This is a genomic window from Methanobacterium veterum (assembly GCF_000745485.1).
Taxonomy (GTDB): domain Archaea; phylum Methanobacteriota; class Methanobacteria; order Methanobacteriales; family Methanobacteriaceae; genus Methanobacterium_D; species Methanobacterium_D veterum.
This window is the reverse complement of sequence record NZ_JQJK01000015.1, coordinates 244,770-260,578: the sequence shown is the minus strand read 5'-3', so window position 1 is coordinate 260,578 and position 15,809 is coordinate 244,770. Positions and strand designations below refer to the sequence as shown.

The window sequence follows — 15,809 nt, the reverse complement described above, 5'->3', positions numbered from 1 at the left end:
TTGCTCTCACAACCCGTACAGATCAAAGGCTTGGTGGGCCATTACCCCACCAACTACCTAATCTGCCGCAGATCCATCCTTAGGCGCCTGAACATTTAAAAAGAAGACCATTCCAGGAACTCCTAACTATCCGGTATTATCCCCAGTTTCCCAGGGTTATCCCAGTCCTAAGGGTAGATTATCCACGTGTTACTGAGCCGTTCGCCACGAATCCCGAAAGATTCGTTCGACTTGCATGGCTTAATCGAACCCCAAAAGCAGTGGCCTCCGCCAGGATCAAACGGATTTACACGTTCAAATCACAAACGAAGAATTTGCATTTCGGAAGTAAACAATAAATTTTAAGTAAAAACTTAAAAAAAACCTTTATCAACTTAAATTGAAAAGGGGGTACATTTCTAGTAGCAACCAAAAATCACCACAAATCTACCAAACCAACATCAAACTCAAACAATCTTACAATTTCTTGCAACAAGTTTTTGAGTCCTCATATGATATAACTACAGTCGGAAAAACCAGTCTTCACAGAGTGATATTATCACACTCCAACCGACGCCTTAAACCATAGTAACTTTATAAGCGTCACGGCCGAAAATTTCTTTTCAAACCAACGCATACTATACGCGCAAACTGTAGATTAACAAACTTTTTAGAATTTATTGCACAAAATTGAATTTCAAACTATCAAGACAGCCAAAATTTAAGGTAAAAAAGAGAACAATTAAATCGAATTCCTAAATTTTTATACACTTCAATACTGCAGAATCCTGATATATAAAAATAAGAATTAAACTATAACTAGTGCGAGTGCGTCGCCTACTGCGAGGTCAATGATAGAGCATCTGGCAATGTTGAATATATCCTTTGGTTTGTGCATAAATCAAGTATACTTTAAGATAATGAGATTTATAGAAAGCTAAACTACAGAAAAACTGGCAAATTTAAAAATTTAAGATCAATAATATTAACAGGAAACTACGAAGCTTGTTAATGTATTCTTCTGATTCCTTTCACTTTATCAAAATCAGAATCAAATGAAACAATAGTATCTGCCCCAACAAGCTGCATAATTTCTAAGGAAACAACATCTGCAAAAGAAAGGCTACCGTTATATTGAAGGAAAGTTTCCATAGCCTTGAAACTTAGATCCTTATCCACATAAACCACTTCATGATTATCAATTATATAATTGTAAAGCAGTGCACCTTTTTTACCCCCACCTAAACTTCCAGCTAGAGTTACGGCCTCTGAAAGTGCTAAAACAGATGTTATTTTTTTATTTCCCTTTATTTCTGGAAAAATTTCAGGAACTCGATTATGCCACTGATCCCTTTTAATAATAGATGCAATGAAAAAAGAAGAATCGATGAATATCAATTTTTTTCTCCCCTTTGAACCTTCTTTTTAAGCTCAACAGCATCAGTTTCAGGCCCATCGATCATGCCAAGTATATCTTCAAAGGACACTTTCTTACGGAACCTTATTTCTGCACCCTTTTTTGTTGGTTTCCATTCCAGAACATCCCCAGGGCCCACATCAAATTTTTTCCTTATTTCAGATGGAACCACTGTCTGGAAACCCTTTGAAATTTTAGTTTCACTAGTCATGATATCACCACTATTTAAGTTTTCAAAGTACACAGTGTACTTAATGAATATATAGCATTCAAAGTATTTATGATTTTCAAAGTATTTTTGGAATATATGAAATTAGTATAATCAAATTAACATGGTGAAAAAAAGTTAGATATTATACATTTATGATACAGTACCACATCGCATACTCAATGAAAAGTGAAGTTAGAAATTTTAAAAGATGATTAATTGAAGTTTTTTCTGAATTTAAGTAAATAATCAGCGCAGCCAATTTCCGCTTAAAACAAATCTAGTTATGGTTCTATAATAGAACATATGGTACTAAAATTAGAACAGTTTAAACCTGTAACACCTGGCAACCTATACAGGTCATTTAAATTACCCTGTTAATATACGGCAGCTCTTTCTGGGAATTCATCCTCCAGAATTATGCCTTCACTTAAAGCCTTCGAAATCTATGATTTCGAGGCCACAACCACTCCGTGTTTGAGGGCTTCTTTTACTATCCCAATTTCATGTTTTTTCTTTTCGAATTCTTCAGGAGTATAAGGCAGGATGTCCACATCTTGATTGATAGTCCAAAATAAAAGAACCTGTTCAATTCTTTTAAGGAAATGTACACCCTCAAATTTTTCACTTACAATGATAAAATCGTAGTCGCTTTCTTTAAGGTATTCATTTCTAGCCCTGCTGCCAAATAGAAGGATTAAATTCGGGCTAAAGTTAATTTTTAAGTTATGCAAAAAATCGTTTAGTTCTTTAACTCCTTCTTGACCCATTTTACCACGCCTTCTGCAATTTTTAACCGTTCTTTCGCTATTTCATCATCATAGAGTTCATAAGGAATCTCATTTACAGCATCAGGGTAGAGGGTTATAACAAAATCCGGGCTTAATTTCCGAAGTCCGCTAAAAAATTCATCTGGAATTTTAACACTTTTTCCCAAAAAAAGCAGCGAATGAGTTGGACCTGGAGATTCTTTAACTGTATGAATATAAATTGCCTTCAGCGCCTTTTCAGTGGCCTGCTGAGATAAAAATGCCACCACATAATATTCTTTTATTTCAAAATTTTTAGAAGCACTTTCCAGGTCTTTCAGGGCCTGTTTCCACCAGGTTAGAAACTTCTTCTCTCATTTTAAACCTCTAATATTATTTAGGGCATCAAAGTATTAAAGTTTATGACACTTATTTCAATGTAATTGATCCTGCTAGACTCATGATACATGAAAATGGAACACTTCATGGTGCAAAAAATAGAATTGGTATGTCCAAACAGGTATTCCCTTCCACCGCTCAAAAAATTCTATGAATTTTTTGGCACCCAAAACACAAAGTTTTTGAGGGCTTTTTTCAAAAAAAGGTGGATCAAAAAATGCAGAAAATCAAAGATTTTTCTGCCACGACCCAAAAAACTTTGATTTTTGTCTGCTTCACTCCTTTGTGAAAAGCCAGCCACTATCCAATAATTTAAACCATTCAATAAGTCCAAATCGGTATTTCCTTCCATTTAGCCTGGAATCTTTTCAGTGTCTTCGTGATTTCAGGATAATTTTTTCTATCGAGGATTAAAACACTTTTACCAATCTTTTCAGCACGGATATCTTCAGCTATACCTTTATAAAGCCTGGTTTCCTTCTTATTATCTTTCATATATGTGGATTTTCCCCCATACAATGCCCTATTCAATTTACTTCTTGCATTTTGATCCAGTTTAGAAGTATCATATGCAATTATCATTTTAGATTTCAAATCCATATCTTCCAGAGAAACTGCTACCGGTCTGCCGTAAAGCAGGATACCTTCACCAGATAAAGCTCCCACTAATGTTGGCTCTTCCTTTAATTCATCAATATTTAAGTGAATTAACTGGAATTCTTCAGGTTTTATACTGTTAATTTTTCTTACTATCTCTTCTTTTTTTTTAGAATAAATTACAGCAATATCAACATCAGAATCTGCTGTCGATTCACCCCTTGCAACTGAACCAAAGAGGATTATTGAGAGAACTCCCTCAAAACCATTTATTTTGCTAGAAAAATCCACAGCTTTCTTAAACATTTAGAATTTCCCCACAAAATTCTTTAATCTGCAAATATATTGATTTAGCTAGTTTAGCTGTATTTCCGTTTTTTCCAGTGCCATATACTTGACTAGGCCTCATCTCTTCCAATTCTCTAAAAAGTTCAGATATTTTAATGCTGTTTTCATCAAAATATTCTTCCCTTTTAAGAACACCTGAAAGTTTGTTATGTTTTATATCCTTATCTGACCTGAGTCTTCCAGTATAATGCAGAGCTGCATTTATATAATGTGAAGATATTAACATACACAATTCTACAATAGTTTCATGGCATTCACAATCTTCGATTGTGGTGTCCCAAAAATCTATGATTTTTGAGGATCTTCAGCATTTTCCAGTTTAGAAAGAGTACCCTCAAGACTATTGATTTTCTCAAAGTGATTCTCAATTCTCATTATTTATTAATAAAACAGGAAGAGTATATAAAGGTAACTGTTATATCAATAAAACAGGAAATGCTCATGAAGCGATCTGTTTTATTAATAAAACAAGATATAAAAATTTAGAAAAAACTTAAATTAGTTCTGTAATTTCCCAAAATCAGGCGCAATAGCGTATTTAGTATAGTACATAAAAAAAGGAGTGAAAAAAGGGTTCACCTGAACCTTTTAAGTAAGCTGTCAGCCTCTTTCAGGAGACCTTTACCGGCAGTTGTGGCTTCTTTAATGAGCTTATCTACCTCATCTTCAGGTTTATTTTTCTGTGAAACTTTTGGCCTAATTGGTGTTCCGCATTCTTTGCAGAATTTAGTACCGGCTGGAAACTTTTTACGGCATTTAGGGCAAACAGCCTCTTCTGGAGCTTTTTCAATTTTAGGTTTAGCCCTTGGCTCGGCCTCGACCTTGGTACCGCACTCCATGCAAAACTTAGTGCCTTCAGGCAGTTCTGCAGAACAGTTCGGGCATTTCAGCACTTCCGGCCCCATTTTACCACCGCACTGCGTACAAAACTTAACATTTTCTGCAACTTGAGCGCCGCAGTTTGAACATTCTTTTGTCACTATACAACCTCCACAGTGTAAAAATTGATATTCAAATTAAATGATTATTTGAATAGTGGTTTAATAAGTACTTAGTATTATGGTTTATGGACTTTATATAGATATAAACATTAATGCATTGAATATTTATCCTATGCACATCATGGGAAGGATAAGATTGAAGTTGTTAATGCGAAGTTGAATAATAAAGAATAATTACTAAATATTCTTCTTAATTTTTATATAAGTAAATTATAATTTAAAATGTGGTAAAAATGGATGAATTAGAGAATCTTGATGAGATAGAATTTGAAAAAACAGATGATGAAAATATAGAAGATGATATTGAACCCTTAAGAAGAAAAATTTATACAAAAGAAAAAGATCCTGAGATAGATTCTCTTTATAAAAGGTATAAAAAAGGTAAATTAATTCTCCAACCTGACTTTCAACGTCATTTTATTTGGAATAAATCTAATGCCAGCAGATTAATAGAATCGGCGATTTTAGGTATTCCATTACCTATAATTTATTTATCTGAAGAAGAAAACAACGAAAACTATGTAATAGATGGCCAACAGCGCCTGACATCATTCTTTTCATTTATTGATGGGGAATTTAAAGAATCAAAAGATAAAACATCTGATTTTAAATTGAACGGTCTTAAAGTGCTTAAAGAACTCAATGGAAAGCGATTTTCAGATTTAGACGAAGATATACAAGACAAAATCATTTCATATTCCGTAAGAACTATAATCTTTAATAAAGAATCAGATAAAAACTTAAAATTTGAAATATTTGAGAGACTGAATACTGGCGCTATTTCTTTAAATGATCAAGAACTTAGAAACTGCATTTATAGAGGGCCTTATAATATCCTTTTAAAAGAACTTTCGGAAAACAAAAATTTCAGAGAAATATTAGGAATTAAAAATCCCGAAAGACGAATGAGAGATATTGAACTGGTTTTAAGGTTTGCAGCATTTTATCATGCCACATATCTCAATTACAAACCTCCTGCAAAACAATTTTTGAATAGAGAAATGGAAATATATCAAAATATTTCGGATGAAGAATCCATAAAATTAAAAAATGCTTTTAAAAACTCAGTCGGCATAATAAGATCCTTATTTGGAGATCAAGCATTCAGAAGATTCCGTAGAGGAGATGAAAAAGATCCTAACGGAAATTGGGAAAGTAGACAGTTTAATAAATCATTATACGAAGTTTTAATGTTTACATTTGCAAATGCTGATAAAAATAAAGTTTATAAAAATTTGGATTTAATAAGAGAAGCCTGGATAGATTTAATGACGAATGATCAAGAATTTATAGATTCTATTGAAATATCTACTAACACGATTAAAGCTGTTAGAACACGTTTTGACAAATGGAGGAATGTTTTAGAGAATATAATAGATATTGAAGCCAAAAAACCAAGATGTTTCTCCCATGAACTCAAAAAAGAACGTTTTGATGCTAATTCAACTTGTGAAATATGTGGACAACGCATAATAGATATAGATGATGCTGCATTAGACCATATTGAACAATATTGGCAAGGAGGTGAAACAGTACCTGAAAATGCCAGATTAACACATAGATATTGCAATTGGTCCCGGTCAAGAAACGAATAACTATTCTTTACTTTCCATCCCTTTAAAAGGCAAGTCTTTCTCATTAAAGAAAAATTTTAATTAATTGAAAACTATAGTTAATCTTTATAATTTTATATTAATGATCAATATAACTTTGAACTTAGAATAATTTTTATTAGTTTTTGACCATTAAATACGTTCAATACCCAAAATAGCCTTTGTTAGTTCAGTTATTTAAATAAAAAAATAATGTAAATAAACTTTTACCTAAAAAGTTTATTATCCAATTTTCCTAAATCTTTTAGTTGTTACTGTTCCACATTTAGTGCATTTATAATCCTGATAAATATATAAACGATCAGAAACTGACTTATCAGTTTCTTCAGCCATATTACCACATTTAGGACATTTAATGTCACAAGGTATTCCAGAATAAGTCTTATTCATTGTATAACCGCCTATTTTTTATATTTGAATTAATAAGAAACCAATAATCCATTAAATCATCTTCTTTTTGTTTGTAATCAGTGAATTTGTCTGAAATTATCTTCCAAAAGTTTTTATTATGTTTTCTTTCTATAAGATGCACCATTTCATGATAAACTACATATTCAATTAGATCATAAGGCAGATATTTAAGGAGTTTGTTTAGGGTAAGAGTTTTCTTGTTACTGCAACTTCCCCATTTAGAATTCATATTGCGAAAGCGTACGCTGCTTGGCATTGCTCCCAATTTAGTTGCATCTTTTTTAACGTATAAAGATACAAGCTCTCTTAATTTTTCTTCTGTTCGCTGATGATTAAGCTTTTTTTTATTTGCCCTTTCCTTTGACTCTTTAATTAATGAAAATTTATTGTATATCCACTCTTGATGTTCTTCTATCAATTTTTGAGGCTGTTTATATTTTTTTGGTACTATTAAAATCAAATTACCTGTTTTTAATTCCAAACGAGGATATTTAATATCACGACGTACAACCTGGTAATCGCCTTCCAAATCCTTAATTTTGAACCTATTCGGCATATTTCTCAACTTTTTCCATTATCTGCTTGTTTAGTTCCTCAAGATCATTCATATTCATGTTAAACTTTTTATAATATTTTTTACGAATGAATCTACGTATATTCCCCTCTATTTTTTTGTATACGGCTCTCTGTTCAACCCAACCATCAAATGCATCTTCTCCAATAATTGAATCAATGTCTTCGACATCCTGGATTAACTCTTTATTTTTTCCAAATTTATTTTCCAGAACTGATAGCATCGAATACTCTAAATCAGATAAATCGAGCTTTTCCTGTCTTTTAAAGCTTGTTTGAATTTGCTTAAATATTTCAGCGCCCTCCTGATAAAGTTTGTTATAATCTTTTCCCCTTGTTTTCCACATTTCCCGTAAACGTTCAACTTTATCAGCTACAGATTCATATACTGGATTATTTTCCTTATTAACTAATACAAACTTATTTAAAGCAAAAACAATATTCGCAGCTCTTTCCTCATCACTATCAGTACTTTGATTAAGATTTTCTAGGTAACATTCATCAAATTCAATCTCAGGTAAATTTTTCTCAAATTCTTCAAATTCTGTAGCCTTATGGAGAAATTTAATTGTTTTTTCATAGTATTTACGCACGGTTTCATCCATAGATGGATCGCGAGTTACCATTTTCATGTAATAACTATAAATTGCAGATATCCATTTGAATTCATTTCTTCTATCCAATACAATGGCATCGGTGCCCAGGAACTCAAATAAACGCCTTAAATTACGATAGTTTTCTATGAAAATATCGCTATTCTCGTCATCTGTGGTTAGAATTTCTATAGCATTAAGAAGGATTTCTCTATCATATTGATTCTTTGGTATTCCTTTAAAAATTGCCAGAGTTTCATCCATTAATTTATTAAAGTCATTTTTCATGGATTCAATATCATACAAGGTTTCTTGTATTTCATCTGTACCATAAATTTCTAAAGCATGCTTAAGTTCGGTATCAATCATTCCAACATAATCTACAATGTAACCTGCTTCTTTTACATCTTTGTAAGGTCTGTTAGTTCTTGCAACCGCCTGGAGCAACATATGTTCTTTAATTGGTTTATCCAGATACATTGTCTGTAATATTGGAGCGTCAAATCCTGTAAGAAGCATATCAGTTACTATTAGTATTTTTGGAAGACTATCTTCTTCTTTGAAGTTCTCAATAACTTCTTTTTTAATATCTTCTGTATTCTTACGATTGTATTTGGTCTTTAACTCTTCTTCATATTCTTTTATTATTTGATTAGCTTGTGGATCTTTTATTTTATGATACGTCATAATCACTTCAGAATATTCTGGAGGTAAGAATTTGTCCAAAGCTCGTTTATATTGTACACATGCTGATCTAGTGGCTGCAACGACCATTGCCTTAAACTTACCATCCAAATTTTCTTTAAAATTATCAGCAATATCTTTTGCTACCTTTTCTATCCTTTTTGGATTTTCTAGGAACACATTGATGGCATTGAGCTTACTTTTAACCCTAATTTCTACATCATCTTGGATTTCTTCTGGTAATTCGTCAAATTCAACCTCTGAAAATGCTTTTATAGAATTTTTATCTAAACGAATGTCTCTTTCTACTATTGGCTTATATACAATCTTCAAAGTAAATCCATCTTTTATGGATTCAATGATAAAATAGCGATGCAAATATGCCTCATTATCTGAAGGATATGCAAATTTATTATAAGTATCTTTTTCTTTTTTGGCGATAGGAGTACCAGTAAATGCAAAGAAAAACCCTGATTTGAGTATTTTCCTCATTTGCCCAGCTAAAGTACCATATTGCGTTCTGTGGCCTTCATCTATGAAAGTAATTACATTTTCCCTTGAAGATATCGTGTTCTTATCCATTTCTTCAAGTTTTTCAAGATCTTCTTGTACTTTATCTAATTGTCCGGGCTTAAATCTTTGCATTATAGTAATAAATATCCCCTTTTTACCTTTGTATTCATCGTGAAGGATTAAACTTTTTAATTCATCAATATTATGTATAATTTCGGGATGAATTGAATCTAAAGCTGTAAATTCTTGGTATAATTGATTTTCCAGATCTAATCTATCTAAAATGAAAAATATTGAAGGATTTTCAAGTTTTTGAAGGTGATAGAGCTTATTGGCTGCAAATATCATAGTCAATGTCTTACCTGATCCTTGCCAGTGCCAAATGAGACCATTTTTTTTATCATCTATTCCTTCCATTTGGTTTAAAACACGGTTAACTATTCTCTCTGATGCCTGGTACTGCATATATCTGGCAATTACTTTTGTTCCCATTCCCGCCTCTTCTCGGATAAAAATGTAGTTACGTATTAAGTCCAATATCCTTTCTTTAGATAACATTTTAATAACAGAATTTACAGGGTCTGCATCGTCTTCTTTCCATTCTGATTTATTAACATCTTCAAGCTGAGGAACAATAGGGAAATACAAGGCATTTTGTTCTGCTGCCACACCTATTTGTACATACTTATAAAGCTCAGGAACATCTTTTTCATACCCTTTAATCTGCAAATAGGCATTATACCAGGTTTCTGAGAAACTTGCCGGATTTTTAAGTTCAATATTAGCTAGGGGGATACCATTAACATAAAGCATCACATCAGTTCTTATTTCTTCTTTTCCATGGTAAATTACTTGTCTGGAAACAATATACTCATTAAGTTTAATATTAGAGAAATCAAAGAGATTTATTTTCTTTATTTCCCTTCCTCTTTTCGATACGATGGTTACTCCATATTTTAACATGTTAAGAACTTGTTTAAGTCCTTCGGAGGTACTTGGCTTGAGTTTAAGCTCTTTGATGGCCTGTATTATTTCATCATCATCAAGGTCTTTATTGTGATTGATGCGTTTAATAGCGCGCATCAGATCACTTTCTAACAGAATATCCTCGTTGGTATCTCTATTAAGGAATGCTGACTTAACAAATTTCCATCCGTCCTTCTCAAATTGTTCAATAACATAATCTTCCAGCATTTCTTCATCAAAGCCAGACATAACATCACTCCTATGTATCTAACTTAACTCTCTTATGGCCAGTTAAAAAGTCATTCATTAACCCTTTTTTCACTTTTTCAAATTTTAGCTTCCTTTTATTTTCAAATTCGAGCTTTTTATCTACGTTTAAAAGGATTTCGCCAATTTTTTCTTGTTCATTCAATCGAGGTAAAGGTATTTTTAATTTTCTAACTTGAGAAAGATTCACACGAGGTCTTGTACTACCTATAGTTTCCATTTTAAATTGATTTGATACTGCTACTGAATTAAGCACATATTCAATGAAGATTTTATTAGCTTTTTTAGAAGAGGGCCTAATTCTCACCACATCCGCTACTATTAATCCTTCTTTCAGAAAAGAAGGCACTAAGCATGTTTTTCCGATTGGATCTCCTAACTTTGCCAGAACAATATCTCCAGCTTTAAAAGAATGATATTTCAATTCTTTAGCTTTTTCTTGAGAGGTAAACTTAATGTCCTTATTTACGAACTGATTTCTTTCTATATTTTGAAGTCTTATTATAGGAACTCCTTCCTTTGTATAATCGCTGACTTTAAGATTAGATCCAAATGGCCCTGCTACTATATCACTTTCATTATCTGCAATTTCCATTAAACTTACTAAATTCCAATCTACTGGAATTTCACCAATTTTAGTACTTTTATACTCATTATGCCCAATGCCCCTGGTTAAAAGCTTTTGCATTATCCCTTTTTTGAACCTTTCTGTTTTGGTTATGATTTCATCTGATTTTTGGATTGCCTGGTCAGTTACTGAAAGTATTTCAGCGATTTTCCGTTGTTCATGAATTGAAGGAACAGGTAAATCAAATTTCATTAATGTATCTTTGGCCAATTCCTTGAAAGTACTACCTCCGCTTAACTGTTGTAGTCTATTGTTCTTACTTAAAAGATAATAAGAATAGAATAGAGTATCTGTAGTATCTGGGTTTTTAGGAACTAATCCTTTACAGCCTTGATTGAAGGTACTTTCTTCAATATTTAGTGCAACATAACCTACTGGTGCTCTTGTAGATAAAATGATTGATTTTTTTGGAATTAAATTTAAATTATTTTCTTTTAAGGCTTTTTTGGTAACTTTACGGTTACTATCCTTTATTGATATTCCATCCAGTTTACTCATATCCGCTGGTGTTATCCAAGTAATTGTTCCATCTTCCCAATATTCCTGTTTTTTAGTTGAGGGTGTTGTACCTGTCTTAACATCAAAAATATCTTTAACTCGTTTTAAATCCCAATCAACAGGTATTGCTCCAATAGTAGTTGTCTTACATTCCATTAGAGCACCTCCTCTAGGTAACCCCTTACCTTTTCATCAATAGCCTGAAGCTCAAGTTCGAGTTTTTTTAAGTCTTCCCATTCTTTTGCTATGTCAATATCTTCAATTTTATCTTCTGGAAATGCATATAAAGAAACATTAAGGTTATAATCATTCTCTTTGATTTCTTCTAGTGTTATAACTTTAGCAAATCCATCATTGTCATTAAATTCACGATAAATTTCTGCTACTTTTTTTATATTGTCTTCACCTAAAATTTTCAGTTTTCTGACTTCAGGATGTTGTTCAAATTCTTGACTAGCGTTGATGAATAGAACTTTTCCCTTCCGGACTTCTGATTTACTTTCGTTAAGAACGATAATTGCCCCTGGTGCTCCAGTATTGTAAAAGAGTTTTTCTGGTAAAAGAATTACACAATCTATTAGGTCCTCTTTTATTATGCTTGTACGTATCTTTTTTTCCTTTCCTCCTCTAAACAAGGCCCCATTATCAATTACTATCCCTATACGTCCAGTATTGTCTTTTGCTGATGCGATCATATGTTGTATCCAGGCCCAATCCGCAGATTGTTTACCAACAAAGCCATAACTGTATCTTTGTTTCCAGAAATCACCTTTCTTTAAGGTATCCTCTGGAAATCCATCTAAATTCCATGGAGGATTAGCTATGACAACATCGAACTGTTTTACCCCATTGCCCTCTTTGAATTTAGGATATAGCAAAGTGTCTCCTTGAGCTACATTGGCATTTTTGATATCGTGAATATACAAATTCATTGTTCCAAGTGCCAAAGTTTTCTGATTCACTTCTTGACCATAAAGGAATAACTTGTCAGCTGCATCTTTACCATAATTATCTTTGACATGTTTATGTGAGATTATAAGCATACCATTAGACGCAGATGCAGGATCATAAACGCTTTCTTCAGGTTTAGGGTCCAATATTTCCACAAGTAGTTTGATAACTTCCCTGGGAGTATATACTTCCCCTTCTTTCGCTTTTTGTGGTGCAAAATAGCTTAATATCCATTCATAAGCATCTCCAAGTATATCTGGGTCAACATTATGGAGTTTCTTCTCACTGAATAGCTCAACTAATTGCCTTAATATTTCTGCATTTTCTCTGCTTTGAGTAAATTCAACGAAATCAAATGAGTCAATAACCCCTTTGAGTTGCGTATTTTTCTCAGCAATTGTTTTTAAGGCATTGGAAAAGTTTTCAGGAAGGTTTTCTACATCTTTTCTTAAATTATCCCATTTGTATTCTTCAGGTAGATCAAAATCGTGGAATGAAGGTTCGCTTGCCTCTATAGCAGCTTCTTTCTCATTTAAACCGTCTTCAATTGCCTCTTTATAAGCCCTTTCGTATTCAGTATCCCATTTATCGCTAATTTCTTTTAGGAAGAGTAAGACTAGTATGAATTTGTAGTCAACACGGGTTCTAATGAGGTCTGCTGCCTTTTTTAGGATTGCTATGATGTCACTTCGAGTTAATTTTCCTTCTTTTAGGGTTAACTGCTCTTTGATTATCTGTTCTTTACTTTTAAGGTTGTAAATTCTTTTACGGGAGTCTTCTTTATCAAAACTTACATTTAACCATCCTGCTTTCCTTAACTCTGACATCACTACAGTAACACCCTTTTTATCAACTCCTTTTTTACCAGATTCTGTTCCTTCAAGGGCATTAATTGCATCTTCCATTTTAAATTCGTTATCTTTAAAAGTGTTCCATAGTATTGTATGTCTATCTTCTAACCATTTAGGTAATTTAATAGTATTTGCCATAGTATTGTCTCCATTTAAGTATTTTCTAGTTCTCCTAGAGATATTATCATAGGTAATAGCATTGGCGCTATTGCTTTGGTAGTTAAGCTTATTTCTTTTTCTATGTCTCTTTCATCATCTTTATCATTAGAACTTAATTGATTTAGGAGAGATAGTCCAATTAAGACCATCCCATATTGGAACTGTGATTCCAGGATTTTTGGATCTATTTTTGTACGTGATTTAATTTCATTTAATAAATACACATTATCCATATTGATATAGAAATCATATCCTTCATCACCTGCATCTTCAACTCTTAATGCACTTTCTCCATCGAAATTATGATTATTCCATTCATCAGTTTTTACAGGATAAATGTTAGGTAAATTTAAAGCAGATGGGGCTTTCTGTCTATTTCCATTACCCCCTGCGGGTTTGGATCTCTTTCCATTTCCAGGTTTATCGTTATTTGCCGGAGGATCAACAATAACATAGAATTTATTTTCAAAAGGGTCAATTTGGGTTCTATCATCTACTTCAACTCTAAATTCAATGATATCACCTTGATTCACATCTTCTGGTAGTTCACATGTTAAATTGGCTGTTCCATCCCATAAACTGATTATATAGTGATTATATTCTTTTCCTTTGTAAATTAGTCTGAATTCTCCGCGAAAATCATCTCTTGTTAAATAGTCATTATCTGCATCAGTTTGAAACTGTATTCGGAAACGGTGATTAGATGGACAATGTTTTGGTTTTTCAGGAGTAAACTGTTTTTTTAAGTCAAAAAAGGTAGGATATTCTTTGCCAATGAATTCTTCTGCTTTTCCAACGTTTGTTAAATTAAAGGGGCTTGTTATCCTTTGGCCCATGATCAAAAGGTTTGAGAGAGTTGGAGACTTTTTTATCACGTTTTCAAGAATCATTTCTAGTGGTTTTGAATCTTTAATCTTTTCTCCTATGTTTTCTTGTCTTCGTCTCTCTTTTAGAGCCCTTAAGCCAGGATGTTCCTTTATTATTTTTTCTAATGTTTTTTCAATTTCTTTTTTTAGCTCACCATCTCTTAGCTTATCTCTGCTGTTCATAAATAATTTTTCTCGAGCTCCACCGCTAATATTGGAGCAATCAACAATTACGAATATTGAATCGGATATATAATTCATTTTTACAGATTTTCGTTTAAAGAATGGTTTAGAAATGTATCCATGTGATTGACCATTAATTGTAAAGATTATACCTTCTTTTTTCTTGTATTTTTCAACACTAGCATCTTTTTTAAATGCATAGATGTGCACATTCATTTTTTCCCCTTGAATGTTCATTATATGAGAGCTTGGGAATCCATCTTCAATATTATCTCTCTTATCCTCTTCAAGTCTAACACTTAATCCTGAAAGCACTGAATGCAAAGAATGACCAGAATAATTTCGCATTTCTTCTAATAATACTGGTAAAGCTATTTTTGGAAGTAGTAATGACAATCTATAATGAAGATCAAAGTTAATTAGAGTTTTAAGAGAGGTCGGTTGTAATTTATATTCGTAAATTTTGATGAATGTTCCTGATTCTAAAGGATTTACATATGCTTCAGGGTGTTTACCCGGTAATAATGGCAATGAATTAGCATTAAAACTTAAAATTTGATTTTTTGGTGCAAGATATTTGTAGGATGAGCTTTTAGCGTTTTCTGCAGGTTCTTCTCTCCTTATAACTGTAAAACCCCATAAATCTGAAGTACCATCATCAACTTCATTTTTAGATATTTCCGGATTTCTTTTAGATATAATCAATTGTATATTTTTTTCTCCACAAAATGGGAGTGTTCCAGTTCCGCCCATGTTAAATTTTCCTTGTACAAATGGTATTTTTAATTTATTTGATTTAACTAGGGACAGAAATGTTTCAGTCATTCTTTTTGGAGTTTGTCCTTCACCTTTATCTATTATGGAATAGCATGGATTTTTATTAGCTCCTGTAGCAACAATTCTTATATTATCCGCTAATTCTAATCTTTTTTTAGGTTGTAAATTTGCTAGATTTCCATTTTCGATATTAAAGAACTCATATAAAGCATCGTCTATATTTTCTGGAGCATTATTGCTTGTTGGATCAATACCCATTTTTAAGCATTCACGCATAAGCACAGCATCGACTGAATTAACAATTTTTTCTACTAGTGCACTGTCTGCAGAGCTCTGTTGACTCCCAATTATAGAAAAATTATTTTCTATTCCCCCATAATATTGCCAAACACTTGGATCATCCCAATAGCCGGCATTTTTAAGTATTTCAATTACTTCCTCTTCTTTTGTAGCTTTTGCTAATTCCATACACAGTTCTTCATTGGTCATAAAACTACCCCTTTTCATTTACACAAGTGAAAAATTTTTCTCTTGCATATTACTTAACTAATCAAGTATATAAATTTTTACTTTTTTAA

At 32.4% G+C, this 15,809-nt stretch carries 14 protein-coding genes and 1 rRNA gene; 1 reads left to right on the top strand and 14 read right to left on the bottom strand.

What is annotated here, in order from left to right; translation table 11 throughout:
• The 8 genes from EJ01_RS08635 to EJ01_RS08595 all read right to left on the bottom strand — a co-directional run.
• Window positions 1-287, bottom strand: a 16S ribosomal RNA gene (locus EJ01_RS08635); the annotation flags it as partial.
• Between the two features lie 700 nt (window positions 288-987).
• Window positions 988-1,377, bottom strand: coding sequence for a type II toxin-antitoxin system VapC family toxin (locus tag EJ01_RS08630; RefSeq protein WP_048082801.1), 390 nt, complete (start codon window positions 1,375-1,377; stop codon window positions 988-990).
• Complete coding sequence (locus EJ01_RS08625; protein WP_048082802.1) at window positions 1,374-1,607, bottom strand: AbrB/MazE/SpoVT family DNA-binding domain-containing protein; 234 nt, start codon at window positions 1,605-1,607, stop codon at window positions 1,374-1,376. Before EJ01_RS08625 ends, EJ01_RS08630 begins: the two co-directional genes overlap by 4 nt.
• Window positions 1,608-2,050: 443 nt before the next feature.
• Window positions 2,051-2,374: a nucleotidyltransferase domain-containing protein gene (locus EJ01_RS08620; protein WP_052375995.1), complete on the bottom strand. Its 324-nt coding sequence runs from the start codon at window positions 2,372-2,374 to the stop codon at window positions 2,051-2,053.
• Window positions 2,347-2,658, bottom strand: coding sequence for a HEPN domain-containing protein (locus EJ01_RS08615; protein ID WP_245611179.1), 312 nt, complete (start codon window positions 2,656-2,658; stop codon window positions 2,347-2,349). The genes EJ01_RS08620 and EJ01_RS08615 overlap by 28 nt, the downstream gene beginning before the upstream one ends.
• A 415-nt stretch (window positions 2,659-3,073) precedes the next feature.
• Window positions 3,074-3,655 carry a nucleotidyltransferase domain-containing protein gene (locus EJ01_RS08605; RefSeq protein WP_048082805.1) on the bottom strand — a complete coding sequence of 194 codons (582 nt, stop codon included), beginning with the start codon at window positions 3,653-3,655 and terminating at the stop codon, window positions 3,074-3,076.
• A complete protein-coding gene (locus tag EJ01_RS08600; RefSeq protein ID WP_048082806.1) occupies window positions 3,648-3,923 on the bottom strand; it encodes a hypothetical protein in 276 nt (91 codons plus the stop codon). The genes EJ01_RS08605 and EJ01_RS08600 overlap by 8 nt, the downstream gene beginning before the upstream one ends.
• Before the next feature lie 349 nt (window positions 3,924-4,272).
• Window positions 4,273-4,677 carry a zinc ribbon domain-containing protein gene (locus tag EJ01_RS08595; RefSeq protein WP_048082807.1) on the bottom strand — a complete coding sequence of 135 codons (405 nt, stop codon included), beginning with the start codon at window positions 4,675-4,677 and terminating at the stop codon, window positions 4,273-4,275.
• A gap of 254 nt (window positions 4,678-4,931) precedes the next feature.
• Here EJ01_RS08595 and EJ01_RS08590 point away from each other — a divergent pair, with 254 nt between their 5' ends.
• Window positions 4,932-6,293: a GmrSD restriction endonuclease domain-containing protein gene (locus tag EJ01_RS08590; protein ID WP_048082808.1), complete on the top strand. Its 1,362-nt coding sequence runs from the start codon at window positions 4,932-4,934 to the stop codon at window positions 6,291-6,293.
• A 240-nt stretch (window positions 6,294-6,533) separates the two neighbouring features.
• Here the strand turns inward: EJ01_RS08590 and EJ01_RS17280 are convergent, their stop codons facing one another.
• The 6 genes from EJ01_RS17280 to EJ01_RS08565 are packed head-to-tail and all read right to left on the bottom strand — an operon-like array spanning window position 6,534 to window position 15,720.
• The gene (locus tag EJ01_RS17280) at window positions 6,534-6,701 is read right to left on the bottom strand and encodes a hypothetical protein (RefSeq protein WP_157197661.1); all 168 of its coding nucleotides are present in this window, start codon (window positions 6,699-6,701) and stop codon (window positions 6,534-6,536) included.
• Window positions 6,694-7,278, bottom strand: coding sequence for a M48 family metallopeptidase (locus EJ01_RS08585; RefSeq protein ID WP_048082809.1), 585 nt, complete (start codon window positions 7,276-7,278; stop codon window positions 6,694-6,696). The genes EJ01_RS17280 and EJ01_RS08585 overlap by 8 nt, the downstream gene beginning before the upstream one ends.
• On the bottom strand, window positions 7,268-10,300 hold the full coding sequence (locus tag EJ01_RS08580) for a type I restriction endonuclease subunit R (RefSeq protein ID WP_048082810.1): 3,033 nt from the start codon (window positions 10,298-10,300) through the stop codon (window positions 7,268-7,270). Before EJ01_RS08580 ends, EJ01_RS08585 begins: the two co-directional genes overlap by 11 nt.
• A gap of 10 nt (window positions 10,301-10,310) precedes the next feature.
• Window positions 10,311-11,600, bottom strand: coding sequence for a restriction endonuclease subunit S (locus EJ01_RS08575; RefSeq protein ID WP_052375991.1), 1,290 nt, complete (start codon window positions 11,598-11,600; stop codon window positions 10,311-10,313).
• Window positions 11,600-13,384 carry a class I SAM-dependent DNA methyltransferase gene (locus tag EJ01_RS08570; RefSeq protein WP_048082811.1) on the bottom strand — a complete coding sequence of 595 codons (1,785 nt, stop codon included), beginning with the start codon at window positions 13,382-13,384 and terminating at the stop codon, window positions 11,600-11,602. Before EJ01_RS08570 ends, EJ01_RS08575 begins: the two co-directional genes overlap by 1 nt.
• A 14-nt stretch (window positions 13,385-13,398) precedes the next feature.
• Window positions 13,399-15,720: a hypothetical protein gene (locus EJ01_RS08565; protein WP_048082812.1), complete on the bottom strand. Its 2,322-nt coding sequence runs from the start codon at window positions 15,718-15,720 to the stop codon at window positions 13,399-13,401.
• Between the last annotated feature and the right edge of the window lie 89 nt (window positions 15,721-15,809).

What these genes read in the sequence shown, in the direction of transcription:
- EJ01_RS08605 (WP_048082805.1), bottom strand. Translation starts at nt 3,655, where the DNA reads ATGTTTAAGAAAGCTGTGGATTTTTCTAGCAAAATAAATGGTTTTGAG.
- EJ01_RS08620 (WP_052375995.1), bottom strand. Translation starts at nt 2,374, where the DNA reads ATGGGTCAAGAAGGAGTTAAAGAACTAAACGATTTTTTGCATAACTTA.
- EJ01_RS17280 (WP_157197661.1), bottom strand. Translation starts at nt 6,701, where the DNA reads ATGAATAAGACTTATTCTGGAATACCTTGTGACATTAAATGTCCTAAA.
- EJ01_RS08590 (WP_048082808.1), top strand. Translation starts at nt 4,932, where the DNA reads ATGGATGAATTAGAGAATCTTGATGAGATAGAATTTGAAAAAACAGAT.
- EJ01_RS08600 (WP_048082806.1), bottom strand. Translation starts at nt 3,923, where the DNA reads ATGTTAATATCTTCACATTATATAAATGCAGCTCTGCATTATACTGGA.
- EJ01_RS08580 (WP_048082810.1), bottom strand. Translation starts at nt 10,300, where the DNA reads ATGTCTGGCTTTGATGAAGAAATGCTGGAAGATTATGTTATTGAACAA.
- EJ01_RS08575 (WP_052375991.1), bottom strand. Translation starts at nt 11,600, where the DNA reads ATGGAATGTAAGACAACTACTATTGGAGCAATACCTGTTGATTGGGAT.
- EJ01_RS08565 (WP_048082812.1), bottom strand. Translation starts at nt 15,720, where the DNA reads ATGACCAATGAAGAACTGTGTATGGAATTAGCAAAAGCTACAAAAGAA.
- EJ01_RS08585 (WP_048082809.1), bottom strand. Translation starts at nt 7,278, where the DNA reads ATGCCGAATAGGTTCAAAATTAAGGATTTGGAAGGCGATTACCAGGTT.
- EJ01_RS08570 (WP_048082811.1), bottom strand. Translation starts at nt 13,384, where the DNA reads ATGGCAAATACTATTAAATTACCTAAATGGTTAGAAGATAGACATACA.
- EJ01_RS08625 (WP_048082802.1), bottom strand. Translation starts at nt 1,607, where the DNA reads ATGACTAGTGAAACTAAAATTTCAAAGGGTTTCCAGACAGTGGTTCCA.